Here is a 23,286-nt window from a genome sequence, read left to right as displayed (position 1 = left end):
GGGGGGGGGGGGGGGGGGGGGGGGGGGGGCGGCGCCCGGGGGGGGGGGGGGGGGGGCCGCCCCCCCCCCGGGGGGGGGCGGCCCCCCCGCCCCCCCCCCCCACCGCGCCGAATCGGCCCTCTGCCGACCGGTCCGCGAAGGCTCTCACAGGGCCGGCGGACTGCCTTCGAGCCCTTCAGGACGGTTGATCGGGTGATCGAGGAGAACCTCGTCCACGACGGCGAATCCGTTCGTGAGGGTCACGGCCTGGGGTGCGAGCTCCTCGACGACACGCTCGGCCGCGTCGGGGAGTTGCCTCACCTGATCACTGGTCAGGCGCCCCTCCGCGAGCAGATCTCCACTGTGGGCCGCGACGCGGCGCAGGGTGAACAGACGGTGCAGCAAGCGTAGTTGGCGCGCCGCCTCGGGATGAGCAGCCTGGGCGGCGGCATCCAGCAGGGCTTGTGCGGCCTGGCGGTGTGCGTAGGCGTCGACCAGTTCCAGAGCCGGTGTGACGGTGGTGTTCCATCGGTTGAGCGGGTCGCCGGCCTTTCCGCTGCGCAGACGCGTACGCGCACGCTGATGCCAGATGCGCTCGATGTCCGCCAGCAGGTCTTGGAGGAAGACCGGATCGTCGAGCTCGCGGTCCTCGGGCGCCGCGTCATGGGACGCCTTCGGAGTGAAGTGCCCGAGGAGCATCTCGCCGGCCGCCTTGACCCAGATGACGAGGTTGTCGCCCTCCGCCGTGATGGTTCCCTCGTTGGCTGCCAACTGGCCCGCGATTCCGTTGGCCAGGAAGAGCCCCTGCGCACCGCAGCGTTCGCGGCACTCGGTCATGACGGCGCGGGCCCGCCAGGTGATCCAGCCCTTGGCTATGGCTGCGAACCGCTCACCGTTCTCCCGCTCCGATTCCGTTGCCTGCGCCCACTGCCGTACCGCGGCGCGGTGCAGGAGCGTCGCGGCGTAGGTGGTGGCGATGGCGTCGAGGAGTGGAGTGTGGTGGCTGCGGTGGGCGAACAGCGGAACGCTGCCACGGGCCGACACGCCGGAAGTCTGCCTCGTGTGGGCGTGCCGTACGGCCACGGCGAGCGCGTGGCGCGTGACACCGAGGCTGTAACCGCTCATACAGAGCTTGCCGGTCGTGACGCGGCCGATGGAGCGCAGGAAGCGCTTGCGGGGGCTGCCGATCGAACTGGTGAAGACGCCTTCCGGTGTGAGAGCTCCGTGATCGGACTGCAGAAGCGCTTCCTGCGGCAGCCGGACATGGTCGAAGGACGTGACGCAGTGGTCGACGGGGGCAGTTGCCGTCTGCGGCAGCCTGCGTATCTCGACCCCTGGCATCGGGAGCCCGGCGTCGTCGCTGAGCGGAGTGAGGAACAGGAAGACGCCCTGGTCCTTGCCGTCCACGATGAGGCGGGCGGCGACGACAGCGGTTTTGGGACCGCCGGTGGGGCTGGTGTTCGGCATGAACTTGCGGGCGGCCGCATGAGGGGTGTTCAGCACGAACTCGCCGGTGGTCCGTTCGTACGTGGCGGTGGTCTCCAGTTGCGCGGCGCTGTTGCCGTGCCCCGCCTCCGTGCACAGGAACGTTCCCGTACGCCGCAGCTCGGCGAACTCCCGCAGATCACGGTCCGGGCCCGCCGTGTGGTCGAGGAGACTGCCGAGGAAGAGGTTGTAGTGGATGCTCGCCACTGTTCCGAGTCCCGCGTCCACCGGGCCGACCCACTCGTGGAGTGCCGCGAGTCGTTCCACGTCGACCACGAAGTCCTCGGGGCTGTCGAGTGCGTCGTTGATCAGGTGTAAACGCTCGTAGGACAGCGCGGCGCGTTCGTCGGGCGACAGCCCTTCCCTGAACCGGAACGGTTCAGTACTGAACAGCTTGCGCCAGGGCTCGTGGAATTGCTCCATTTGTTCGCCGAACAGCGCCCGTTTCAGCGCCGCAGCGGTTGAAGCTGCCTGGTCGGAGGAGAGCGAGTTCTTGATCACGCTTCGGAACGCTAGCTCATACGTTCGGTCATCACGGCGTGATGATCAACACGATTGAGATCATTCAGATGACGGTATCTGCTCACTTCGAGGTCCCGGTAACCCTGCTCGGACCAGGGAATGGGTGAGGGCCCCCACCCGGCCGATGCCCAGTGAGCCGGGAGGTTCCGGAAGCCGGGGCTCCAGGGATGCGCGTGCCCTACCCCACCGCCCGGCCCGCCGCCCGGCCCGCCGCGCGGCCGGAGAACATGCAGCCACCGAGGAAGGTCCCTTCCAGCGAGCGGTAGCCGTGCATCCCGCCGCCGCCGAACCCGGCCGCCTCCCCCGCCGCGTACACGCCGGGCAAGGGCGTGCCGTCCTCGGTGAGCACCCGGGAGGACAGATCCGTCTCCAGCCCGCCGAGCGACTTGCGGGTCAGGATGTTGAGCCGCACGGCGATCAGCGGACCGGCCTCGGGGTCCAGGATGCGGTGCGGCGGCGCCGTACGGATCAGCCTGTCGCCGAGATAGGCGCGGGCCCCACGGATCGCGGTGATCTGGAGGTCCTTGGTGAAGGGGTTGGCGATCTCGCGGTCGCGCGCGGTGATCTCGCGGCGAAGTCCGGCCTCGTCGATCAGCGGTTCGTCGGTGAGCGCGTTCATCCCGCGGACCAGCGCGCCGAGGTCCTTCTCGACGACGAAGTCCACCCCGTTGTCCATGAACGCCTGCACCGGGGCCGGTACGTCCGCGCGGGCCCGGCCGATCACGTCGCGGACGGACTTCCCGGTCAGGTCGGGATTCTGCTCGGAGCCGGAGAGCGCGAACTCCTTGCCGATGATCTTCCGGTCGAGGACGAACCAGGTGTGGTCGTGGCCGGACCTCATGATGTGTTCGAGGGTGCCGAGGGTGTCGAAGCCCGGGAAGAGCGGGACCGGCAGCCGTTTGCCGTGGGCGTCCAGCCAGAGCGAGGACGGCCCCGGCAGGATCCGGATGCCGTGCCTGGCCCAGATCGGGTTCCAGTTCTCGATGCCCTCGGTGTAGTGCCACATCCGGTCGCGGTTGATGTGGTGGGCGCCGGCCTCCTCGGCGATGCCGAGCATGAGTCCGTCGACATGGGCGGGGACGCCGGAGAGCATCTTCGCGGGCGGGGTGCCGAGCCGGCCGGGCCACTGCTTGCGTACGAGGTCGTGGTTGCCGCCGATGCCGCCGGAGGTGACGATCACCGCCTGGGCCCTCAGCTCGAAGGTGCCGGCCGTCACCCGGCTGGACGCGGTGCCGCGGGCGGCCGCGCTCGGCTCCAGTATCTCGCCGGTCACCGTGTCGACGGTGCCCGCGGTGCGGCCGAGGCCGGTGACCCGGTGTCGGAACTTCAGTTGGACGAGGCCCTTGGCGACGCCCGCGCGGACCCGGCGCTCGAAGGGGGCGACGACGCCGGGACCGGTGCCCCAGGTGATGTGGAAGCGGGGCACGGAGTTGCCGTGGCCGTTCGCGTCGTAGCCGCCGCGCTCCGCCCAGCCGACGACGGGGAAGAGCCGCAGCCCCTGGGCGTACAGCCAGGAACGCTTCTCGCCGGCGGCGAAGTCGACGTACGCCTCGGCCCACTCCCGTGGCCAGCGGTCCTCCTCACGGTCGAAGCCCGCCGTGCCGAGCCAGTCCTGGAGGGCCAGTTCATGACTGTCCTTGACGCGCAGCCGGCGCTGCTCGGGCGAGTCGACGAGGAAGAGGCCGCCGAAGGACCAGTGCGCCTGGCCTCCGATCGACTGTTCGGGCTCCTGGTCGAGCAGGATCACCGACCGGCCCGCGTCGACCAGCTCGGCGGTGGCCACCAGCCCCGCGAGCCCTGCCCCGACAACGATCACATCAGCGTCGTACGCCATGGGTTCCATCCTTTTCGGGGCGATCCGGTCACGGCCACGAGGGCGGTCCGGCTCGGACGCCGGAAGTTACTCGTGCGTCAGATCCTCTGCACCGGCCGCTGCGGCGTCAACCGCCCGGTCGGCGGCACTCCGGCCGCACCCTTGGGGCGCAGGCGCTATCGTCGATACGAATCACCCACTTCTGACCTGACTTGAGGTAGAAGCGTGTCGGTGCTGGTTCTCGTACTCGCCGTGAGTGCCGCCTGCTGTCTGGGGTTCGGCTTCGTCCTCCAGCAGGACGCCGCTTCCCACGCGCCGAGGAGCGACTATCTCTCCTTCCGGCTGCTGCTGGACCTCATGCGGGTACGGAGTTGGCTGGCCGGTATCGGGCTGATGGTCTGCGGCATGGTGCTGGGCGCCCTGGCTCTGGGAAAGGGCGAGGTGTCCGTCGTCGAACCCCTGCTCGCCACCAACCTGCTCTTCGCGATGGCCCTGTCGCGCCATCGCACCGGGCAGCGGCTCGGCCGCCAGGGCTGGTCCGGGCTGTGGCTGCTGGCCGGCGGGGTCACCGCGTTTCTGCTGGCGGGCGAGCCCAGGGGCGGCGAGGCGGTGACCGATCCGCTGCGGCACTGGCTGGTGATCGGCGCGGTGGTGGGCGCGGCCCTGCTGCTCACCACCTTCGCCAAGCGCTCGCAGTCCGGGGCCGCCCCGGCGCTGCTCGCGGTGGCGGCCGGACTGCTGTACGGACTCCAGGACGCCCTCACCCGGCTCAGTGGCCAGCACCTGTCCGCAGGGGGCTGGATGGAACTGGTGACGTCGTGGCAGCCGTACGGGGTGGTGGTGCTGGGGGTGACGGGGCTGCTGCTGGTGCAGAGCGCGTTCGAGACGGGCCCGCTGCGGGTCTCGTTGCCCCCGTTGACCGCGTCCCAGCCACTGGCCGGCATCGCCTGCGGGGTCGGCTTCCTCGGCGACCGGTTGCGCACCGACGCCGGCGCGCTGGCCTGGCAGGCAGCCGGCCTCGCGGCGATCGTCGTCGGGATCGTCCTGCTGGGACTGCATCCGGCGATGCCGGAGGGGCCCGTGGGCGGACGCCGGGAGAAGAGCCTCCAGCCGAACTGAGCGACGTCTGTCCGGTCACAGAGGGGTGACCACCCTGGTTATTAATAATGGCCAGCATTAGAGTGGCCCCCATGGCGAGAACGTCAGGGACAGAGACCAGGGGCAAGCTGATCCGCGCGGCCGAGGAGGTCTTCGCCGCGCAGGGCACGGACGGCGCCCAGTTGCGGGACATCGTCCGACTCGCGGGGCAGAGCAACCCCTCCGCGGTCCAGTACCACTTCGGCTCCCGGGCCGGGCTGCTCGACGCGGTGATGGAGGGGCGGCAGGCCCGTACCGAACGGGTGATCGCACCGCTGCTCGACGAACTGGCCGCGGACTGCGGTGTACGGGAACTGCTCACCGCGCTGGTGACGGCCGAGGCGAGCCTGCTCGCCGACGACCGGGGCCGCCGCTGCCTGCGGATCTCGGCGCAGCTCAGCCACGAGACCGGGCTGCGGACCGGCCGGCTGCACGCCGCCCTGGACGGCACCGCCTACGGGCGGCTCATCGGACGCGTCGGGGACTGCCTCGGCGCTCTGCCCGGACCCGTGCGCCTGGAGCGTCTGGATCTGGCGCTCACCCTGATCGGCGCGGCGCTGGCCGACCGCGCCCGCCAGGGCCTGGACGGCACCCGGTCGCTGACCGGCGAGGAGTTCTTCCTCGCCGATCTCGTCGAGACCACCACCGCTTTCCTGCACGCGCCCGTACCGGGCGACGCGTGAATCACCCGCACCACACGAAGGACCGTGTCATGACCGACCAGAACAAGCTCAGCGACAAGACCGTCGTCATCACCGGCGGCGCCCGCGGCCTCGGCGCCGAGGCCGCCCGTCTCGCCGTGGCGCGCGGCGCCGATGTCGTGATCACCGATGTGCTCGACGAGGAGGGCGCCGCCACCGCAGCCGCGCTCGGGGCGCGGGCCCGCTTCCTCCACCACGACGTGACCTCCGAGACGGATTGGGAGCGCGTCGCCGAGTTCGCCGTCGCCGAGTTCGGGCGGATCGACGGCCTGGTCAACAACGCCGGCGTATCGACCGGTCAGCCGCTGGAGACCGAGACGGTCGAGCACTTCCGCAAGGTCATCGACATCAACCTGACGGCCGTCTTCATCGGCATGAAGACGGTGATCCCGGTGATGAAGGAGAACGGCGGCGGTTCGATCGTCAACATCTCCTCGGCCGCCGGGCTGATGGGCCTCGCCCTGACCTCCAGCTACGGTGCCTCGAAGTGGGGTGTCCGCGGTCTGTCGAAGGTCGGCGCGGTGGAGCTGGGCCCGGCGAAGATACGGGTGAACTCCGTGCACCCGGGCATGGTCCACACGCCGATGACCGCGTCCGTCGGCATTCAGCAGGGCGACGGCAATTACCCGAACACCCCGATGGGCCGCGTCGGTGAGGCCACGGAGATCGCGGAGGCGGTCGCCTTCCTGCTCTCGGACGCCGCCTCGTACATCACCGGTGCCGAGCTGGCCGTGGACGGCGGCTGGACCACGGGCCCGACCGTGAAGTACGTCATGGGTCAGTGATCACCACCGGTGGTCCGATGTTGGATGGGGGACATGACTCCTTCCGGCATGACTCCTTCCGGCATGACTCCTTCTGACGAGATCCTGGACATCGTCGACGAGAACGACGTGGTGGTGGGGCAGGCCCCGCGCGGCGAGGCAACCGCGCGGGGCCTTCGCCATCGCTGCGTCTTCATCGAGGTCCGTGACCCCGAGGGCCGGCTGTTCGTGCACCGCAGGACCCCTACCAAACTGGTCTTCCCGTCCCACTACGACATGTTCGTCGGCGGGGTGGTCGGGGCGGGCGAGTCGTACGACGAAGCGGCACTGCGGGAGGCCGAGGAGGAGCTGGGCGTCTTCGGCCTCCCCCGCCCCGAGCCACTGTTCAAGTTCCTCTACGAGAGCGCGGAGCACTCCTGGTGGAGCCACGTCTACCAGGTGCGGTGCGAGCTGCCGGTGAACCCGCAGGCGGAGGAGGTCGCCTGGCACACCTACCTCACCGACGCGGAGCTCGCGGCACGCCTCGGCGACTGGGAGTGGGTGCCGGACGGTCTGGAGACGTACCACCGGTTGCGCGCCTTCCGGGCGGGCGGAACAGCCTCCTGAGGCCGGCCGCTCGCTGATCCGCTCTCCGTCGTCCACCGGATCGTAGGGTTCACGCGTGAACGATTTCGTACAGAGCCTGCGCCTTTGGTTCGCGCCGCAGCGCGTCCGCGAAGAGGGCGACACCCCCGACTACCGGTTCTCGCTCGCCAACGAGCGCACCTTCCTCGCCTGGATCCGTACGGCACTCGCGCTGATCGGCGGTGGTTTCGCGGTCGACCAGTTCCTGCCGGAGCTGGCGTGGGGCATACGGGCGGGGCTGGCGCTGGCGCTGCTGGCGGCCGGTGTGCTGTGCGCGCTGCGGGCGGTCAATCACTGGGTGCGGTGCGAGCGGGCGATGCGACGGGGGGAGGATCTGCCGGTCTCCCGGTTCCCGTCGCTGCTGGGTCTCGCGGTCGCCGTCGTCGCCGTGGCGATGGTGGTGGTGGTCCTCTTCGGCTGGGAGGGCCGGTGACGGACGGCGGGCGCGATCCCGGGCTGCAGCCCGAGCGGACCAGGCTGGCGTGGCGACGTACGACGCTGTCCTGCACGGTGGTCGCGCTGCTGGCGGTCCGGCAGGCGCTGCGCGGCGGCGCGACACCGGTCGGGATCCTCGCCGTGTCGCTGAGCGCGCTGGCCTGGCTGGGCTTCCTGATCGTGGCGCACCGGCGGGTGCTGGGGATGAGGACCGCACGGCCGCGGCCGCTCCCGGCGCCCGGCGCGCTGACCGCGGCGGCGTGCACGGTCGCGCTCGCGGTGTTCGCCGCGGCCACGCTGTTCTGAGTTCCGGGGCCCGGCACCCCGGAGCGGTCAGAGCTCCGGCGTCTCCCAGGGGACGGTGACGACGATCTTTCCCCGGGTGCGCCCCTGCTCGTTCAGCCGGTGGGCGTCCGCCGCCCGTTCCAGGGGGAAGACCCGGTCCACATGGACCGTGACGACGCCCTGCTCGGCCAGTTCGGCCAGGTGGGCGAGATCCTTGGCGTCCGGGCGTACGAAGGCGTAGCGGCCGCCGTAGGAGAGGACCTCGGCGTCCGTGATGGAGGCCAGCCGGCCGCCGGGCCTCAGCACTTCGGCGCTGACGCGGAGCGCCTCCCCGCCGACGGTGTCGAACGCCGCGTCGACACCGTCCGGGGCCAGTGCCCGCAGCCGGTCGGCGAGGCCCTCCCCGTAGGCGACCGGCTCCCCGCCGAGCGCCCGGACATGGTCGTGGTTGGGTTCGCTCGCGGTGCCGATCGCACGGGCGCCCATGTGGCGGGCGAGCTGGACGGCGAGCGAGCCCACGCCGCCCGCCGCCGCGTGGACGAGCACCGTCTCGCCGTCCCGGATCCGCAGGGCGCGGTGCAGCACCTGGTACGCGGTGAGGCCGGCCAGGGGCAGGCCCGCCGCCTCCTCGAAGCTCAGGCTCAGCGGCTTGCGGGCGAGGGTGCGCACGGGTGCGGCGACGTACTCGGCGAACGTACCGCGGCAGAGGAAGTCCTCCCGCACATAGCCGATCACCTCGTCGCCGACCGCGAACTCGTCGACGGCGATGCCGGGCTGCACCACGACACCGGACACGTCCCAGCCCGGAATCACCGGGAACACGGCGTCCAGACCGGAGTCGAGGTGGCCCTCACGGGCCTTCCAGTCGACCGGGTTGACCGCCGCGGCCCGCACCTTCACCAGGACGGTGTCGGGACCGACCTTGGGATCGGGCCGTTCCCCGTACTCCAGGACCTCGGCCCCGCCGTAGCTGCTGTAGCTGATCGCCTTCATGTATCGACCCTCGACGCGGGCCGGGGCACCCGCAACTCAGGCCGTGGGCGCCCCGGGGAACCGCTCCGTCACCAGCGCGGGACCGAGGGGGCGCGTCGACCGGGCTCGGCCTTGCGCATCGCGGCCTCGTCGTCCCGCTCGCGCATCGTGCCGTCGTCGTCGAGCCAGCGCCGGTGCAGCACGGCCAGCCGATCGCGGTCGAGCTCCACGCCGAGTCCGGGCGCGTCGGAGACGGTGAGCCGGCCGTCCCGGAAGACGTGGCGGGTGGTGATGACGTCCTCCGTCTGCCAGGGGTAGTGGCTGTCGCAGGCGTAGTCGAGATTGGGGACGGTGGCCGCCACATGCGTCATCGCGGCGAGGCTGACGCCGAGGTGGGTGTTGGAGTGCATGGAGAGTCCGACGCCGAAGGTGCGGCAGATCCCGGCCAGTTCGCGGGTGCGGCGCAGCCCGCCCCAGTAGTGGTGGTCGGAGAGGACCACCTGGACGGCGCCGCGGGCAAAGGCCTCCGGGACCTCGGCGAGGGTCGTCACGCACATGTTGGTGGCGAGGGGTACGTCGGTGGCGGCGGCGACCTCGGCCATCCGGTCCGTGCCGCTCGCCGGGTCCTCCAGGTATTCGAGTACGTCCCTCAGCTGCTCGGCGACGTACAGCGAGGTGGCGACCGACCAGGCACCGTTGGGGTCGAGGCGCAGCGGTCGGCCGGGGAACTCCTCGGCCAGCGCGCGGATCGCGGCGATCTCCCGGTCGGGTTCGAAAACGCCGCCCTTGAGCTTGAAGGAGGTGAAACCGTGCTCGCGGGCGAAGCGCCGGGCCTGGGCGACGACTCCGGCCGGGTCGACGGCGGCGCCCCAGTCGTCCGGTTCGCCGCCCTCGGGGTGAGCGGCCCAGCGGTAGAAGAGGTACGCGCTGTACTCGACGTCGTCGCGGAGCTTGCCGCCGAGCAGGGCGTGCACGGGCAGGCCGAGGGACCTGCCCAGCGCGTCCAGGCAGGCGACCTCGAAGCCGGAGACGACGGAGAGCCGGAGCTTGTCGGCGGTCTGGACGCCGCGCAGACCGCCCGCGTCGACACGCTCGTCGGCCGCGCGTGAATCACCGCACACCGCCTCGGCCAGTGCGAACAGGCCGTTCACATCGCTGACCGGGCGTCCGACGAGGGCGGTGGCGAGCGGCCGGGCGAGTTCGAGGTACTTGCCGTCCCCGTACGTCTCTCCGACACCGGTCGCTCCCCCGCGAGTGACGACTTCCACGATGAGCCGCGGGGTGTACGGCTGGTGCACGCCCTGGGTGTTGAGCAGGGGCGGGTCGGCTATCAGGATCGGAGTCAGCCGGACATCTTCGATCAGGAGATCTGGTTTCATACATGAACCATATTCAGGGATGCGACTCGACACCAGACGCCGGGCCGCGCCGGGCCGAAGTCCCTCCACCGGATCCGGGCAGTTCGCTGGACGACATACCGACTGGTCGGCATCATGAACACCGACCGTCTTTCACCCCGGAGGTGTGCACGATGAGCCCAGTCCACCCGCCAGGTCTCGACCTCGACCGGCTGCGCGGACATCTCGACCGCGAGCGGCCGGGCCTGGTGCACGGACCGCTCGAAGCCCGGCTCATCGAGGGCGGCCGGTCGAACCTGACGTACGTCGTCACGGACGGTGCCGGCCGCTGGGTCGTCCGCAGGCCGCCGCTGGGTCATGTGCTGGCCACCGCGCACGACATGAAGCGCGAGCACCGGGTCATCAGCGCCCTGCACCCGACGGCCGTTCCGGTGCCCGAACCGGTGCTCCTCTGCGAGGACGACTCGGTGACCGGGTCGCCCTTCTACGTCATGGAGTACGTCGAGGGCACCCCCTATCGCACGACCGAGCAGCTCTCCCCGCTGGGCGCCGCACGCACCCGGGAGGCCGTCCTCGGCCTCGTCGACACCCTGGTCGAACTGCACGCCGTGGACCCCGGGGCCGTCGGGCTCGGCGACTTCGGCCGCCCCGAGGGCTTCCTCGATCGGCAGCTGCGCCGCTGGGGCAAGCAGCTGGACGCCTCCCGCAACCGCGAACTGCCCGGCATCGACGCGCTGCACGCCGCGCTCGGCCGTGAGCTGCCCGGCTCCCCCGCACCCACCGTCGTACACGGCGACTACCGCCTGGACAACGTCCTGATCGGCTCCGACGACCGGATCAAGGCCGTCCTCGACTGGGAGATGTCGACGCTCGGCGACCCGCTGACCGATCTCGGCCTGCTGGTGATGTACAGCTCCGACCTCGGCCTGGAGAAGTCCCCGGTCTCCACCACCAGCGGCGCGGCCGGCCACCCCGCTCCCGCCGAACTGATCGAGCGCTATGCCGCGCGCTCCGGCCGGGACACCTCCGCCATCTCCTGGTACACGGCGTTCGCCTGGTTCAAGCTCGCCGTGATCCTGGAGGGCATCCACTACCGCTACACCCTGGGCCGGACCGTCGGCACCGGCTTCGACCGCATCGGCGACCTCGTCCCCGTCTTCATCGAGCACGGCCTCACGACCCTCCAGGAAGGCTGATCACCCCCATGGACTTCGCTTTCGACGCCCGTACCGAGGAGCTGCGCGCCAAGCTGCTCACCTTCATGGACGAGCATGTCCACCCGGCCGAGAGGATCGCGGACGAACAGCGCGCACAGCTGGCCTCCCCGTGGGACACCCCGCGGATCGTCGAGGACCTCAAGGCCGAGGCGCGACGGCAGGGGCTGTGGAACCTCTTCCTCCCCGACGCCGGGTACGGTGCCGGGCTGACCAATCTCCAGTACGCACCGCTCGCCGAGATCACCGGCCGTTCCCCGCAGTTGGCCCCGACCGCACTCAACTGCGCGGCCCCGGACACCGGAAACATGGAGGTGCTCTTCCAGTTCGGCACCGAAGAGCAGAAGAAGCAGTGGCTGGAGCCGCTGCTCGCCGGGGAGATCCGCTCGGCCTTCGCGATGACGGAGCCCGAAGTGGCCTCGTCGGACGCGACCAACATCGAGACCCGCATCGTGCGGGACGGCGAGGACTACGTCATCGACGGCCGCAAGTGGTACATCTCCGGGGCGATGAACCCGGACTGCCGGATCTTCATCGTGATGGGCAAGACAGCGACCGCCGATGACCCCGGCGGCGCCGACGTCCGCCGCCAGCAGTCGATGATCCTGGTCCCGCGCGACACCCCCGGCCTCGAAGTGCGGCGCGCCATGCGGGTGTACGGCTACGAGGACCACTACCACGGCGGTCACGCCGAGGTCGTTCTCACGGACGTAAGGGTGCCCGCCGCGAACCTGATCGGCGAGGAGGGCGGCGGCTTCGCCATCGCCCAGGCCCGGTTGGGGCCGGGCCGCATCCACCACTGCATGCGCCTGATCGGCATGGCCGAGCGGGCGATCGAGCTGATGTGCAGGCGGGCGGTGTCCCGTACGGCCTTCGGCAAGCCGCTCGCCCAGCAGGGCGTCGTACAGAACTGGATCGCGGACGCGCGGGTCACGGTCGAACAGTTGCGGCTGCTCGTCCTGAAGACGGCGTGGCTGATGGACACGGTGGGCAACCGGGGCGCGCACACGGAGATCCAGTCCATCAAGATCGCCACTCCGCGTGCCGTGGTCGACATCCTCGACCGGGCCGTGCAGCTGCACGGCGCGGGCGGCGTCAGCCAGGACTTCCCGCTGGCCGAACTCTGGGCGGCGGCGCGGACGCTGCGGCTGGCGGACGGACCGGACGAGGTCCACCAGCGGTCGCTGGCACGGCGCGAGATCAAGCGGTACATGTAGGCGGTGGCCCGGCGCGGGGTGTGCGGGGGCCCGCCCGGTTGCCGCCCGGTCCGCGATCGCCGGACGGGCCCGGCGCTCGGCGCCGGGCCCCTTCGTGACCGATCGTCCTCAATCCCCGCGTGGGCTCCGGTCGTTGCCGGACCGCCTCGCGTCGCCGCCGGACGGGTCCGGGGTGTTGCCGTACGGGCCCGATCGTCCGATCCGGTCGAGGACGTCGGTGTAGAGGGAGCGTCTGTCGGGGCGGGCGCGGGCGGCGGCCCTGCGGAGGGCCGGGATCGCCGCCGCCCCCATCCCGGCCAGCCCCTCGGCCGCCGTCCTGCGCACGACGGGGTGCGGGTGCGCGAGCAGTGCCGTCACGGCGGGGATCGCGGGCTCCCAGCCGGCGTGGCAGAGCGTGCGGATCGCCGTGCGCGTCACGTCCGGACGGGGGTCGTCCAGCAGGAGCATCGTGTGACCCAGGTGGGTCCGCCGGTCCAGCATCGTCCGTGAGGCGCGGTGGGCACGCAGACGGACCCCGACCCGGGGATGGGTCAGCAACTCCGCGAGCAGATCGCGCAGTCCGGGATCCTCGTCCGGCGCCGGGCCCGCATGCGCCTCGGCCAGTTCCGTGAGGGCCCGGCCCATCTGTTCCGGAGTACCGGTTCGGGCCAGATCGAGCAGTTCCCGCCGGGACGGGCGGCGCGGGGCTCCGGCGGGCGCGGCAGCGGCTCGATCGCGGAGCGCTGCCGAAGCCGCCTCGTCCCGCGGGACGGCGTCCGGGGCGCGCAGCGGACCGTCGACGAGCAGGAGCCGGTCCGCGAGTTCGTCGCGTCCCTCGGCGCGAAGCCGGCGACAGGTCCGCGTGAGCGCCGGGGTCCGCAGCAGTCCGCGGCCGAGGAGCAGGTCCAGGAAGCCCCAGGCCCCGGCGTCGAGACGGTCGCCGAGTGCCCTGGCGAGCGCGTCGGCGGGGTATGCGCGCAGTGTGTGGCCGATCGCGGGTCCGGCGGTGGGCGGAGCCTGTTCCCACCACTCCAGCAGCAGTGGTACGAGCGGTTCCAGTGCCCACGGGTCGAGCTTCGAGGCCACGAGAGCCACCCGGTCGCGCAGGATGTCGTCCCCTCTGAGCTCCGCCTCGCCGACGGCATCCAGTGCGCGGGCGAGGTCGGCGCCGACGGGTATGTCGACGCGCCCCCGGAGGAACGCGCGAAGCACCGGCAGCCGGGTCTCGGGCTCGGGCCACTTCGCCAGTGCCAGGGCGGCGGTCTCCCTGCGTTCCGGGCGGGTCGACTCCAGCATGTCCAGCAGGCGTTCCCGCAACGCGGTCGAGCGGGGCTGGTCGAGATCGTCGACATGCACCTGCCGGGGCGGCGGCGTGGGGGCGCGGGCGGTCTCCACGATGGTCCAGGGCGGTGCGTCGAGGGGCTGGAGCGCCGTCATCCAGTCGAGCAGCGCGGCCCGGACGTCGGGGGCCGCGCCGTGGTGGACCTCGATCAGCGCGTTCAGCCGGTCCCGTGAGCCGACCGTGCCGTCGTCCCGTCGGCGGAACTCCTCCAGTGCGCCGGGGTCCCGCACCGTGGCGTCCAGCGCCGCCCGCCATGCCCGCGCCCGGGCCGACATGCCCGCGGTGGCGGACTCGGGGACCGCGAACGCCTCCCTCAGCACGGCGGTCCCGGCCCGCCGGGGGGCGGCGTCGAGCCGGGCCGACGCCAGTGCCTGGTCGAGGTCGGTGCGGACCAGTACCGCGCCGAGGCCGCGCAGCAGCGTCAGCGTGGACCGGCCGGGCGTCGCGGGTGCGGGGCGCAGGGCCCGTATCGCGGCGACGACGACCGGCCGGCCGGCCGCCGTCAGTTCCGGCGCGACCGCTTCGAGTACCGCGAGCAGGTCGTGCCGGTCCTCGTCCCGGGCGTCCGCGAGCGCGTCGAGCAGGACCGGGGTGGACCGGGCGAACACCACCAGTTCCCCGGCCGTGCGGGGTGCGGGGCAGACACGCAGCGCGAACCGCACCGCCCTGTCCCGCACTGCGGGCCGGGAACCGGCCAGGCGGAGCCAGTCGGCGAGCATCGGCCGCAGGTCGTTCAGCCGCTCGGGGCACGGCGGCGCGTCCCGTTCCACGACGCGCAGCGCCACCGAGGGGCTCCAACCGCCTTCCATCAGCGCCCTGATGTCACGCTCCGCCGCGGTGTCCGCCACCGGCCGTCGGCCGTCGGGCGATGCGGTGATCCCGTGCCTGGCCAGCGGTACCGCCAGTTCCCTCACCTCTCCGGAGGCCAGACCCACCCGCCCCTCGGCCACCAGGGAGAGCAGGCCGGCCGCCACCGGTGATGCCTGGTCGTCCAGCGCGAGGACCGACCGGGCCGTGAGCGCGCCGTCGAGCCCCACCAGCAGCAGTGCGCGGGTACGGTCGTCCCGGCTGTGCTCGGCGGCGGCGAGGAGTGTCGCCGCGTAGGCGTCGCCGAGGACGGCGCGCAGGGCGGCGACGAGCGCTCCACGCAGCCCCGGGTTGTCGTGGTGCCCGAGCCGGAAGAGCAGTTCGGGCAGTGCCGCCGGGGTGCCCGCGCGGACCAGTGCCTCGGCGGCGGTCTTCTTGATGTTCATGTTCGGACGGCCGAGACAGGCGGCGATCGCGGTGGACGCCCAGTGGGCCCGTGCGTGGCCGAGGGCCAGGAGGGCCTGCCGGACGGTCTGGATGTCCTGGGCGGTGGTGAGCGCGATCAGGCCGGCCGACAACGCCTGTGCGTCCTCGCCGTCGGCGTCGCGGGCGAGCAGGGCGATGACGTGCTTGCGCACATGCCGGTCGCGGTGGCGCAGCAACCGGTGCACCCGGGCGCGGGTGCCCGCCCAGGGGGCCCGCCGCAGCAGTTCGAGCAGGATCGCCTGTTCGCGGTCGGACAGACCGGGCCGGTCCAGCAGATCCAGCGCCGTGGTCGCGACGAGTGCGTGACCGGCCTCTCGCGCGTCCGCCGCGTCCAGCAGGCAGACGGGCCGGATCGCGCCCCTCTCGTGAAGTCGGCGGCCGAGGGCGTGCACGGCGTCCAGGGCCTCCTGCGGCACCACGGGCTCACCGCCCGGCCGTCCGTGTTCCCGATCCGCCGACGCCGCCAGGTCGGTCACGACGCGCAGCAGCAGATCGGCGACGACGGGCAGGGTGCCGGGGCCGGCGTGGGCCGCCGGCCTGCGGAGCGCCGCCATCGGCTCGTCCGGGTCCGGACGAAGGCTCAGCAGGGCCGGTTCGCGTTCGTCCGGGCCGCCGAGGCCGGCCGCGATGCGCGCCGGCAGGTCGGCGGGGTCCAGGCGCAGGAGGAGATCGTGCCGTTGCTCCGGGTCCCGGGTCAGCTGCCACAGCAGTTCGAGAGCACGGTGGCGTACGGCGCGCAGATGGGGCGCGACGACGTCCCGGGCCGGGCCCAGGCCCAGTCCTTCTCGCAGGGCCAGTACCGTCCGCTGCCCGCCGATGGCCTCCAGGGCCTCCAGGGCCGCCGCGGGGGCCGAGGGCAGAACAGCGAGCACGGCGTCCTCGGCGTCCGCGTGGCGCAGCGCACGGATCGCTTCGAGGAACGGACCGGGGACGGCGGTCGAGGAGAGCGCACGGGTGATCGCCTCGCCGATCGGGAGGTCGCCCGTGCCCTGCCCGGCCAGGGCCACCAGCAGGGCGAGCCGTCGGGACCGGCCCGGATCGTCGGCGATCGCCTCCGTCAGCAGCCCGAACACCTGCTTCCGGCAGGTGTACAGGATCGTCGCGACCTCTCCGGGCGGAATCGAGTGGTCGCACAGGGCCAGGCCGATGACGGCCGCGACGTCCGGACCGTCCACGAAGTGCCCGCGCCGGTGCAGTCCGCGCAGACAGGCCATCGCCGGTCCGCCGAACAACAGGGGGTCGTCCGCGGCGACGGCCACGAGTCCACCGATGTCGTCGCGGTCCGCCAGATCGCCGAGCAGTTCCATGCCCCGTCGGCGCAGTCGCGGCGGAAGGTCCGGATCGGCGACGGCCCGGCGCAGCAGATCCTTGTGGCCATGGCGAGCGGCGGCCGTGAGGGCCGCATCGGCCACCGCGGGGCTCGTCCGGACCGGACCGGCGGCGAGAAACGCGGTGAGGCGTCCCAGCGGCAACGGCTCCACCGCCGCCCACGGCTCGGCGAGTTCGCCCAGCGCGTCGGCGACGACCTGGTCGCTGTCGGCGCCGAGCAGGCCGATCAGGCCCTCGCGGACCAGCGCGGGAGCCAGCAGTCCGGCGTGCAGCCCCTGCCGGGCGAGCCGCAGCGCCTCGGCCTGCAGCACCGGATCGCCGCTGTCCGCCAGTTCGCCCACCAGGCGCGCCGGCCGGTGCGCACCGGTGATGTCCGCCTCCCGTACCGCCTGGTAGAGGAGTTCGCCCGGGGCTTCGTCACGGATCACCGCAGGCTCGACGAGGAGTTCGGCGCGCAGCCACGCGATCCTCACCCGTACCGGTGGCCCGGCCGTGCGCCAGGTCGGGCGGGGCCGGTCCTTCAGCCGCGGGCCGAGCCGCTCGTGGAGCCCTGCCAGGAGGAGATCCGCCTCCGGCGGCCCCATCAGCGACACCGGGAGCAGAGCGGCGAGTTCGGCCGTCTCCGCGTCGTCGGAGAGACCCGCGGCGACGCGTTCGGTGAGCAGGACCGCCCCCAGATGACGCATGCCGGGGTCCTCGTGCCGGATCAGCTGTCCGAGCACCGTCGTCGAGCAGTCGTGCGCGTCCAGGAGCCGGGACAATCGGCCGACGTCGGCCTTGCGGACGGCGTCGTGGAACTGTTCGTCTCCCGGCGTCTTCACCGTCGGATGCTAACCGGGTCGTTCACGGGCCCACCAACGGAATTCGCCTCTGCGCCGTCAGTAGCCGCCGAACGGCACGTGATCCGCCAGGGCCAGGTCGCGTGCGAAGGCTCTCACACGCAACAGGCACCGGGCGGCGAGGCGGACGGGCGGTCCGTGGCGCGGGCCGTAGGCCGCCGCCCAGAGCGCGGGGACGTGCGCGGACCGCTGGATGTGAGTCATACAACCAGCTTCGACCCGTTCCGGAGGTCGGTCCAACAGATGGTTCAGCCGACTGTCATCGATATCGTGGATGGATGGAGATTCGCCAGCTCCGCCACTTCATGGCGGTGGTCACGCACGGCACGTTCACCGCCGCCCGTGCGGAGCTGATCGTCCAGTCCGCGCCGAGCACATCCGTGCGCAACCTGGAACGGGAGCTGGGTGCCGAGTTGTTCGACCGGACCGGCCGGCGGGTGATCCTGACCGAGGCGGGCCGGGCGCTGCTGCCGTCGGCCCGCTCGGTGCTCGCCGGGGCCCAGGCCGGGCGGGACGCGGTGGCCGCCGTGTCGGGGCTGGACCGGACGCGTGCGTATCGGCACCATCCAGACGCTGACCTGCGTGGACCTGGCGTCCGAGCTGGCCGCGTACCACCGGCTCTGGCCGGGGGTACAGATCTCGCTGCGCGAGGCGACGACGCCGGAGCTGGTCGCAGGGGTGCGGGCCGGTGAGCCGGACCTCGCCTTCGTCGCGCCGGACGCGGCCGAACTCCCCGATGGCATCGCCGGGTTCGCGACCTGGCTCGAGGACCTGGTGCTGATCACCGCGCCGGGTCACCGGCTGGCCGCGGCCGGACGCACCCTGATCAAGGATCTCGCCGACGAGCCGTTCGTGGACTTCCGCGCGGGCACCGGTCTGGAGTCCGCGGTGCGGCGGCTGGCCGCGCACTGCGGCCTGGAGCGCCGGATCACCTGTGACGTCACCCAGATCCGGCTGCTCGTCGAACTCGTACGGGCCGGGATCGGGGTGGCGATCGTGCCGCGCCGGATCGGTGAGGACGCGGGACTGCCGTGTGTCAGCATCCGCCAGCCGGAACCCCGGCGGACGGTGGTGCTCGCGGGGCGGGCGCCCCGCCCGCGCAATCCGGCGGCGGAGGCGCTCCTCGGCCGGCTGACCACCGGACGGGCCCCGGGCACCGGCGACGCGAGCCCGGCCCGACCCGGACGGGGGTGATTACGGGAGAGCCCTCAGAGCCTGTCGGGTGACCTCCGACCGGGCGGCCACGCCCCGGCACGCACGCTTCCCGCGATGTCGTCGGTCGCCGACGCTCCGCGTCGACTCCCTCCTCCACCTCGGAATCGCACGCACCAAACCGCGTCCGCCATCCGGTCCGAGGTCACCCGACAGGCTCTCAGGGGCGCAGGGCACGCAGCAGCAGATCGGCCAGGTGGTCGGCGACCTCCTGCTGGCTGAGCGGGCCGTCGGGGCGGTACCAGGTCGACAGATGGTGGACCGAGCCGAAGTGGTAGTCGACGACCAGGTCCGCCGGGGTGGCCGTGGAGAACACTCCACTGCGCTGGCCCTCCTCCACCAGGGCCCGGAAGCGCTCGTGGTAGCGGCGTCGCTCGACCCTCACCTGCTTGTTCTTCTCCGGGCTGAGGTGGTGCATGGACCGGAAGAAGATCGAGGCGTCGTCGAGGTTCTCGATGGTCGTGACGACCACGTCCGCGGCGGCGTCCCGCAGACGCTGTTCGACCGGGGCGTCGGCGTCGGCGAAGGCGTCGAGGCGCTCCTGCTGGAGCCGGAGCACCCGGGCGTAGACCTCCTGGAGGAGGTCCTCCTTGGAACCGAAGTAGTGGTAGAGGGCGCCCTTGGTGACGCCCGCCGCCTCGACGATCTCCTGGACGGAGGTCCGGTCGTAGCCCCGCTCGGCGAAGAGCCGGGTGGCGGCGGCCAGCAGCCGCTGAGGGACGGGGGGCGTCTCCCCGTCCGTCGCCTTGGCCATTGCCGCCACCTTCCTTCCGTACCGTGCGCGAATCCGTGCTGTGCGTGGGGCGGACCACCGTGCGTGAAGCGGTCCGTCGTGCCCGAGACGGTCTATCGGGGGGAACGCAGTTCCCGCCTGAGGATCTTCCCACTCGCCGTCTTCGGGAGTTCGGCCAGGATCTCGACCTCGCGCGGATACTTGTACGCGGCGAGTCGTTCCTTGCAGTACTCGGCCAGTTCCTCGCCTCCGGCCGCGGTGCCCGGCCGGAGGCTGACGTAGGCGCGGACGGTCTCGCCCCGGTAGGCGTCGGGGACACCGACGACAGCGGCCTCCCGGACCGCCGGGTGGGTGTGGAGGACGTCCTCCACCTCACGCGGCCAGACCTTGAAGCCGGAGGCGTTGATCATGTCCTTCTTCCGGTCGACGACGTACAGCCAGCCCTCCCGGTCCATGAAGCCGATGTCGCCGGTGCGCAGTTCGCCGTCCGGGAAAGCGGCGGCGGTGGCCTCGGGCAGCCGCCAGTAGCCGGAGACGACCTGCGGCCCGCGGACCGCGATCTCGCCCTGCTCGCCGAAGGGCACCTCCGCACCGTTCTCGTCGAGGATCCTGACCACCGTGTCGGGGCCCGGCACGCCGACGGAGAGCGTTCCGGAGGCCGGGTCGACGGGGGCCTCCCGCTCCGGCGGGACGGAGGCGCAGGGGGCCGTGCACTCGGTGAGGCCGTAGCCGTTGCGGATGTACGGGCCGAACCCCGCCCGGAACTTCTCGACGAGCGCGGGCGGCAGCGGCGCACCGCCGGAGGAGATCACCTGGAAGGAGGAGAAGTGCTCGGGGGTGACGCCGGGGTGGGCGGCGAGTGCCATGAAGGCGGTCGACGGGCCCACCGTGTAGGCGGGGCGGTGTTCGGCGAAGGCGTCGAGGACGACGCCCGGGTGGAAGCGGTACGCGAGGACGAGGGTGCCCGCGTTGGCGAGGCAGGCGGCCAGTTGGCACACCATGCCGGTGATGTGGAAGAGAGGGGCGAGCGCGAAGTAGGAAGAGCCCTCGGCGACGGGGTGCCCGGCGCGCTGGCGCTCGGCGTTGACCATGATGTTGCCGTGGGAGTTCATGGCGCCCTTGGGTGTGCCACTGGTCCCGGAGGTGTAGCTGATCAGCGCCACGTCGGCACGGGTCGGTCCGCGTCCCTCGGGCGCTGCGACGCTGCGCCGCGCGACGGCGAGCAGATCGTCCGCGTCCTCGGGGACGGGCAGGCGCTCGAAGCCGAGTACGCGCGCGTCGTTGCATGTCTGGAGGTCCAACTCGCTGGTGGTGAGCACGATCCGCACGCTCGGGGCGTCGGCGGCGGTGTCGCGCAGATACGCCTCCCAGGCCCGGTCCGCGCAGATCAGCGCGGTGACCTCGGCGTCCTTCAGTACGTGGCCGACCTCGCCGGACTTGTACATCGGGTTGAGGGGGACGACGGTGGCACCGGCCTTCCAGGCGCCGAGCAGCGCGAGCACGAACTGCGGGGTGTTCTGCAGCATGATCGCGACGCGGTCGCCGCGCTCCAGGCCCCTGGCTGCGAGATGACCGGCCACGGCGTCGGAGAGCGCGTCGGTCCCGCGGTAGCTCAGGCGTCCGTCGAAGTAGGCGAGCGCGGTGTGCCCGGGGCTGCGTGCGACGGAGGCGCGGAAGGCGTGGACCAGGGTCTCGGCGGGGCTGACGGGGGCCCGCTGGGCCTCGCTGAGCAGCGAGATCCAGGGCTTGGCCGCGTAGATGGACTCGGTCATGCGCCGGTCTCCTCCCACTTCTGCTGGAGGTGGTTCATGTTGCCGAGCCAGTGGTCGGTGTCCTTGGTGCGGGCCCGGTAGTACCCGGCGACCTCGGGGTGCGGCAGGACGAGGAAGCGGTCCTCGGCCATGGCGTCGAAGAGCGCGTCGGCGACCGCCTCGGGCTCGATGGCGCCGGGGACGAGGACGAGCTCGCCGGCCGATCCGGCGGCGGTGAGCATGTCCGTGCGCACGCCCTGCGGGCAGATCGCGTGGACCTTGACGCCGCGGTGGCGGTAGGTGAGCGAGAGCCATTCGGCGAAGGCGACGGCACCGTGCTTGGTGACGCTGTACGGCGCGGCGCCGATCATCGTCAGCAGTCCGGCGGCCGAGGCGGTCGAGACGAAGCGGCCGCTGCCGCGCTCCAGCCAGTGGGGCAGCAGCGCCCTGGCCGCACGGACGTGGGCCATCACATTGACGTCCCAGGCGGCGGCCCAGACCTCCTCGTCGGCGAAGACGTCGCCGGGCGAGGCGAGACCCGCGTTGGCGCAGTAGATGTCGACGGTGCCGTCCAGCGCGTCCCGGGCGGCGTCCACGATCCGTGAGGCGTCACCGGCGACGGCCGTGGCGCCGATCTCCTCGGCCAGCGGACCGATCCGGGCCTCGTCGAGGTCGTTGACCACGACCCGCGCGCCTTCCGCGGCGAACCGGCGGGCCAGGGCGGCCCCGATGCCGCCTCCGGCCCCTGTGACCACTACGCCCGCGCCGTGCACCGTACTCATCGGGTCCCGCCTCTCTCAGCCGACTGCACCGGCAGACTAACCAGTCGGTATGTCGCGAGGGAAGAGGTTGACGCCGCTTGGGCGGCACTCCTGTCACACCCGTCACGTCCGGCTCATTCCGTATGGCCTGAACGCGCGCTAGCGTGCGTGACCATGACAGAGGTCGCGATCATGGAGGTAGCCGAATGAGCCTGTCCAGACGTGGTTTGCTGGCCGCCGGCGGTGCGGTGGGGGCCCTCGCGGCGACGGCCGCCGGGACCGGGGGCGCGAGCGCCGCCCCCGCCCCCGGCAAGGGGCAGAGCCGGGTCCGTACCGGCTTCGACCGGCTGGCCGCGGACGGCTACGCGCTGTTGAAGGGGCAGAAGGTCGGGGTCGTCACCAACCCGACCGGGATCACCTCCGACGTGCGCCACATCGTCGATGTGATGCACCCGGACGAGCGGGTGGACCTGGTCGCGGTCTTCGGGCCCGAGCACGGGTTCCGCGGCACCGCGCAGGCGGGCGGTTCGGAGGGACGCTACGACGATCCGGCGACCGGACTCCCGGTGTACGACACATATTTGAAGAGCGGTAAGCCACTCGCGGATGTCTTCACCGCGTCCGGTGTGGACACGATCGTCTTCGACATCCAGGACGCCGGAGCCCGCTTCTACACGTACATCTGGACGCTGTACGACTGCATGGAGGCGGCGGCTCTCGCGGGCAAGCGGTTCGTCGTCCTGGACCGGCCGAACCCGGTGACCGGGCGGGCGGCGCTGGGCCCGGTGCTCGACCCGGCCTTCGCCACGTTCGTGGGCCGGCGGGAGATCGCGCAGGCGCACGGCATGACGGTCACCGAGCTGGCGCTGCTCTTCAACGCGGAGTTCCTGGCCAAGCGGCCGGTGGACCTGCGCATCGTGAAGATGTCGGGGTGGAAGCGTTCGGACTTCTTCGACACGACCGGGCTGCCCTGGGTGCCGCCGAGCCCCAACATGCCGACGCCGGACACCGCGCTGGTGTACTCGGGGACCTGCCTGTTCGAGGGGACGAACCTCTCCGAGGGGCGCGGCACCACCCGGCCGTTCGAACTGCTCGGCGCGGAGGGCATCGACCACCGCTGGGCGGCGGCCGTGAACGCGGTCGGTCTGCCGGGGGTCGCGTTCCGCGAGGCGTACTTCGCGCCGACGTTCTCCAAGTTCCAGGGGAAGACGGTCGGCGGGGTGCAGCTGCACGTCCACGACCGTGCGGCCTTCGACCCGGTACGCACCGGGATCGCGCTGCTGGTGACGGCGAAGCGGACCTGGGGCGGGTTCGAATGGCGCTCGGACAACTGGATCGACAAGCTCACCGGCAACACCCGGGTCCGCACGATGATCGACGCGGGGGCGGACACGGATGAGGTGGTCGGGGCCTGGGCGAAGGACCTCGCCGCGTTCCGGTCGGTCCGCAAGAGGTATCTCCAGTACCGGTGACACGGTGGAGCCGGGTGGGTACGGGAATCCGGGCCCACCCGGCGCACGCGTTCCGTCCCCGGAGGCCGG

Annotated in this window: 18 protein-coding genes and 1 pseudogene; 10 read left to right on the top strand and 9 right to left on the bottom strand. The window is 72.1% G+C overall.

The window, feature by feature from the left end:
* Positions 1-144: 144 nt before the first annotated feature.
* Together ACIOHC_RS14635 and ACIOHC_RS14630 are read right to left on the bottom strand one after the other, a co-directional pair.
* Complete coding sequence (locus ACIOHC_RS14635) at positions 145-1,887, bottom strand: acyl-CoA dehydrogenase (protein WP_351074914.1); 1,743 nt, start codon at positions 1,885-1,887, stop codon at positions 145-147.
* A gap of 277 nt (positions 1,888-2,164) precedes the next feature.
* Complete coding sequence (locus ACIOHC_RS14630; protein ID WP_401842906.1) at positions 2,165-3,820, bottom strand: FAD-binding dehydrogenase; 1,656 nt, start codon at positions 3,818-3,820, stop codon at positions 2,165-2,167.
* Positions 3,821-4,024: 204 nt separating this feature from the next.
* Here ACIOHC_RS14630 and ACIOHC_RS14625 point away from each other — a divergent pair, with 204 nt between their 5' ends.
* From ACIOHC_RS14625 to ACIOHC_RS14600, 6 genes are all read left to right on the top strand, one after another.
* Positions 4,025-4,918 (top strand): DMT family transporter, encoded by an 894-nt coding sequence (locus ACIOHC_RS14625; protein WP_351074897.1) that lies wholly within the window; start codon positions 4,025-4,027, stop codon positions 4,916-4,918.
* Between the two features lie 71 nt (positions 4,919-4,989).
* The gene (locus ACIOHC_RS14620) at positions 4,990-5,619 is read left to right on the top strand and encodes a helix-turn-helix domain-containing protein (RefSeq protein ID WP_351074896.1); all 630 of its coding nucleotides are present in this window, start codon (positions 4,990-4,992) and stop codon (positions 5,617-5,619) included.
* A gap of 29 nt (positions 5,620-5,648) precedes the next feature.
* On the top strand, positions 5,649-6,422 hold the full coding sequence (locus ACIOHC_RS14615) for a glucose 1-dehydrogenase (RefSeq protein WP_351074894.1): 774 nt from the start codon (positions 5,649-5,651) through the stop codon (positions 6,420-6,422).
* 63 nt (positions 6,423-6,485) lie between these two features.
* Positions 6,486-7,007: an NUDIX domain-containing protein gene (locus ACIOHC_RS14610; protein WP_365690937.1), complete on the top strand. Its 522-nt coding sequence runs from the start codon at positions 6,486-6,488 to the stop codon at positions 7,005-7,007.
* Between the two features lie 55 nt (positions 7,008-7,062).
* Positions 7,063-7,458, top strand: coding sequence for a DUF202 domain-containing protein (locus ACIOHC_RS14605; protein ID WP_351074890.1), 396 nt, complete (start codon positions 7,063-7,065; stop codon positions 7,456-7,458).
* Positions 7,455-7,766 carry a DUF202 domain-containing protein gene (locus tag ACIOHC_RS14600; protein WP_351074888.1) on the top strand — a complete coding sequence of 104 codons (312 nt, stop codon included), beginning with the start codon at positions 7,455-7,457 and terminating at the stop codon, positions 7,764-7,766. The genes ACIOHC_RS14605 and ACIOHC_RS14600 overlap by 4 nt, the downstream gene beginning before the upstream one ends.
* Positions 7,767-7,793: 27 nt before the next feature.
* On the opposite strand, the gene ACIOHC_RS14595 is transcribed toward ACIOHC_RS14600, so the two are convergent.
* Together ACIOHC_RS14595 and ACIOHC_RS14590 are read right to left on the bottom strand one after the other, a co-directional pair.
* Positions 7,794-8,738 carry an NADP-dependent oxidoreductase gene (locus ACIOHC_RS14595; protein WP_365690935.1) on the bottom strand — a complete coding sequence of 315 codons (945 nt, stop codon included), beginning with the start codon at positions 8,736-8,738 and terminating at the stop codon, positions 7,794-7,796.
* A gap of 68 nt (positions 8,739-8,806) precedes the next feature.
* Complete coding sequence (locus ACIOHC_RS14590; RefSeq protein WP_365690933.1) at positions 8,807-10,096, bottom strand: glucarate dehydratase family protein; 1,290 nt, start codon at positions 10,094-10,096, stop codon at positions 8,807-8,809.
* A gap of 152 nt (positions 10,097-10,248) precedes the next feature.
* Here ACIOHC_RS14590 and ACIOHC_RS14585 point away from each other — a divergent pair, with 152 nt between their 5' ends.
* Positions 10,249-11,271 (top strand): phosphotransferase family protein, encoded by a 1,023-nt coding sequence (locus tag ACIOHC_RS14585; RefSeq protein ID WP_365690932.1) that lies wholly within the window; start codon positions 10,249-10,251, stop codon positions 11,269-11,271.
* A gap of 8 nt (positions 11,272-11,279) precedes the next feature.
* Positions 11,280-12,506, top strand: a complete 1,227-nt coding sequence (locus tag ACIOHC_RS14580) for an acyl-CoA dehydrogenase family protein (protein ID WP_351074882.1) — start codon at positions 11,280-11,282, stop codon at positions 12,504-12,506.
* Between the two features lie 108 nt (positions 12,507-12,614).
* On the opposite strand, the gene ACIOHC_RS14575 is transcribed toward ACIOHC_RS14580, so the two are convergent.
* Together ACIOHC_RS14575 and ACIOHC_RS14570 are read right to left on the bottom strand one after the other, a co-directional pair.
* Complete coding sequence (locus ACIOHC_RS14575; RefSeq protein WP_401842902.1) at positions 12,615-17,270, bottom strand: HEAT repeat domain-containing protein; 4,656 nt, start codon at positions 17,268-17,270, stop codon at positions 12,615-12,617.
* Between the two features lie 57 nt (positions 17,271-17,327).
* Positions 17,328-17,492 (bottom strand): hypothetical protein, encoded by a 165-nt coding sequence (locus ACIOHC_RS14570; protein ID WP_351074878.1) that lies wholly within the window; start codon positions 17,490-17,492, stop codon positions 17,328-17,330.
* 74 nt (positions 17,493-17,566) lie between these two features.
* Here ACIOHC_RS14570 and ACIOHC_RS14565 point away from each other — a divergent pair.
* Positions 17,567-18,482, top strand: a pseudogene (locus tag ACIOHC_RS14565) (LysR family transcriptional regulator).
* Between the two features lie 178 nt (positions 18,483-18,660).
* On the opposite strand, the gene ACIOHC_RS14560 reads toward ACIOHC_RS14565, so the two are convergent.
* The 3 genes from ACIOHC_RS14560 to ACIOHC_RS14550 all read right to left on the bottom strand — a co-directional run bounded on the left by ACIOHC_RS14560 (position 18,661) and on the right by ACIOHC_RS14550 (position 21,766).
* Entirely contained in the window at positions 18,661-19,254 is a 594-nt protein-coding gene (locus ACIOHC_RS14560; RefSeq protein WP_389637158.1) for a TetR/AcrR family transcriptional regulator, read from the bottom strand.
* Between the two features lie 92 nt (positions 19,255-19,346).
* Complete coding sequence (locus ACIOHC_RS14555; protein WP_401842900.1) at positions 19,347-21,005, bottom strand: AMP-binding protein; 1,659 nt, start codon at positions 21,003-21,005, stop codon at positions 19,347-19,349.
* Entirely contained in the window at positions 21,002-21,766 is a 765-nt protein-coding gene (locus ACIOHC_RS14550) for an SDR family oxidoreductase (protein WP_401842898.1), read from the bottom strand. The genes ACIOHC_RS14555 and ACIOHC_RS14550 overlap by 4 nt, the downstream gene beginning before the upstream one ends.
* Before the next feature lie 185 nt (positions 21,767-21,951).
* Here ACIOHC_RS14550 and ACIOHC_RS14545 point away from each other — a divergent pair, with 185 nt between their 5' ends.
* Positions 21,952-23,217, top strand: coding sequence for an exo-beta-N-acetylmuramidase NamZ domain-containing protein (locus ACIOHC_RS14545; RefSeq protein ID WP_401842897.1), 1,266 nt, complete (start codon positions 21,952-21,954; stop codon positions 23,215-23,217).
* The last annotated feature ends 69 nt before the right edge of the window (positions 23,218-23,286 follow it).

This window comes from Streptomyces sp. NPDC088252, from assembly GCF_044740965.1.
In the GTDB taxonomy this organism is placed as follows: Bacteria; Actinomycetota; Actinomycetes; order Streptomycetales; family Streptomycetaceae; genus Streptomyces.
Note: the sequence above shows the minus strand (reverse complement) of the source record. Positions and strands in the feature narration are given on the sequence as shown.

What these genes read in the sequence shown, in the direction of transcription:
- ACIOHC_RS14620 (WP_351074896.1), top strand. Translation starts at nt 4,990, where the DNA reads ATGGCGAGAACGTCAGGGACAGAGACCAGGGGCAAGCTGATCCGCGCG.
- ACIOHC_RS14610 (WP_365690937.1), top strand. Translation starts at nt 6,486, where the DNA reads ATGACTCCTTCTGACGAGATCCTGGACATCGTCGACGAGAACGACGTG.
- ACIOHC_RS14595 (WP_365690935.1), bottom strand. Translation starts at nt 8,738, where the DNA reads ATGAAGGCGATCAGCTACAGCAGCTACGGCGGGGCCGAGGTCCTGGAG.
- ACIOHC_RS14555 (WP_401842900.1), bottom strand. Translation starts at nt 21,005, where the DNA reads ATGACCGAGTCCATCTACGCGGCCAAGCCCTGGATCTCGCTGCTCAGC.
- ACIOHC_RS14635 (WP_351074914.1), bottom strand. Translation starts at nt 1,887, where the DNA reads ATGGAGCAATTCCACGAGCCCTGGCGCAAGCTGTTCAGTACTGAACCG.
- ACIOHC_RS14550 (WP_401842898.1), bottom strand. Translation starts at nt 21,766, where the DNA reads ATGAGTACGGTGCACGGCGCGGGCGTAGTGGTCACAGGGGCCGGAGGC.
- ACIOHC_RS14630 (WP_401842906.1), bottom strand. Translation starts at nt 3,820, where the DNA reads ATGGCGTACGACGCTGATGTGATCGTTGTCGGGGCAGGGCTCGCGGGG.
- ACIOHC_RS14560 (WP_389637158.1), bottom strand. Translation starts at nt 19,254, where the DNA reads ATGGCCAAGGCGACGGACGGGGAGACGCCCCCCGTCCCTCAGCGGCTG.
- ACIOHC_RS14615 (WP_351074894.1), top strand. Translation starts at nt 5,649, where the DNA reads ATGACCGACCAGAACAAGCTCAGCGACAAGACCGTCGTCATCACCGGC.
- ACIOHC_RS14570 (WP_351074878.1), bottom strand. Translation starts at nt 17,492, where the DNA reads ATGACTCACATCCAGCGGTCCGCGCACGTCCCCGCGCTCTGGGCGGCG.
- ACIOHC_RS14590 (WP_365690933.1), bottom strand. Translation starts at nt 10,096, where the DNA reads ATGAAACCAGATCTCCTGATCGAAGATGTCCGGCTGACTCCGATCCTG.
- ACIOHC_RS14580 (WP_351074882.1), top strand. Translation starts at nt 11,280, where the DNA reads ATGGACTTCGCTTTCGACGCCCGTACCGAGGAGCTGCGCGCCAAGCTG.
- ACIOHC_RS14585 (WP_365690932.1), top strand. Translation starts at nt 10,249, where the DNA reads ATGAGCCCAGTCCACCCGCCAGGTCTCGACCTCGACCGGCTGCGCGGA.
- ACIOHC_RS14545 (WP_401842897.1), top strand. Translation starts at nt 21,952, where the DNA reads ATGAGCCTGTCCAGACGTGGTTTGCTGGCCGCCGGCGGTGCGGTGGGG.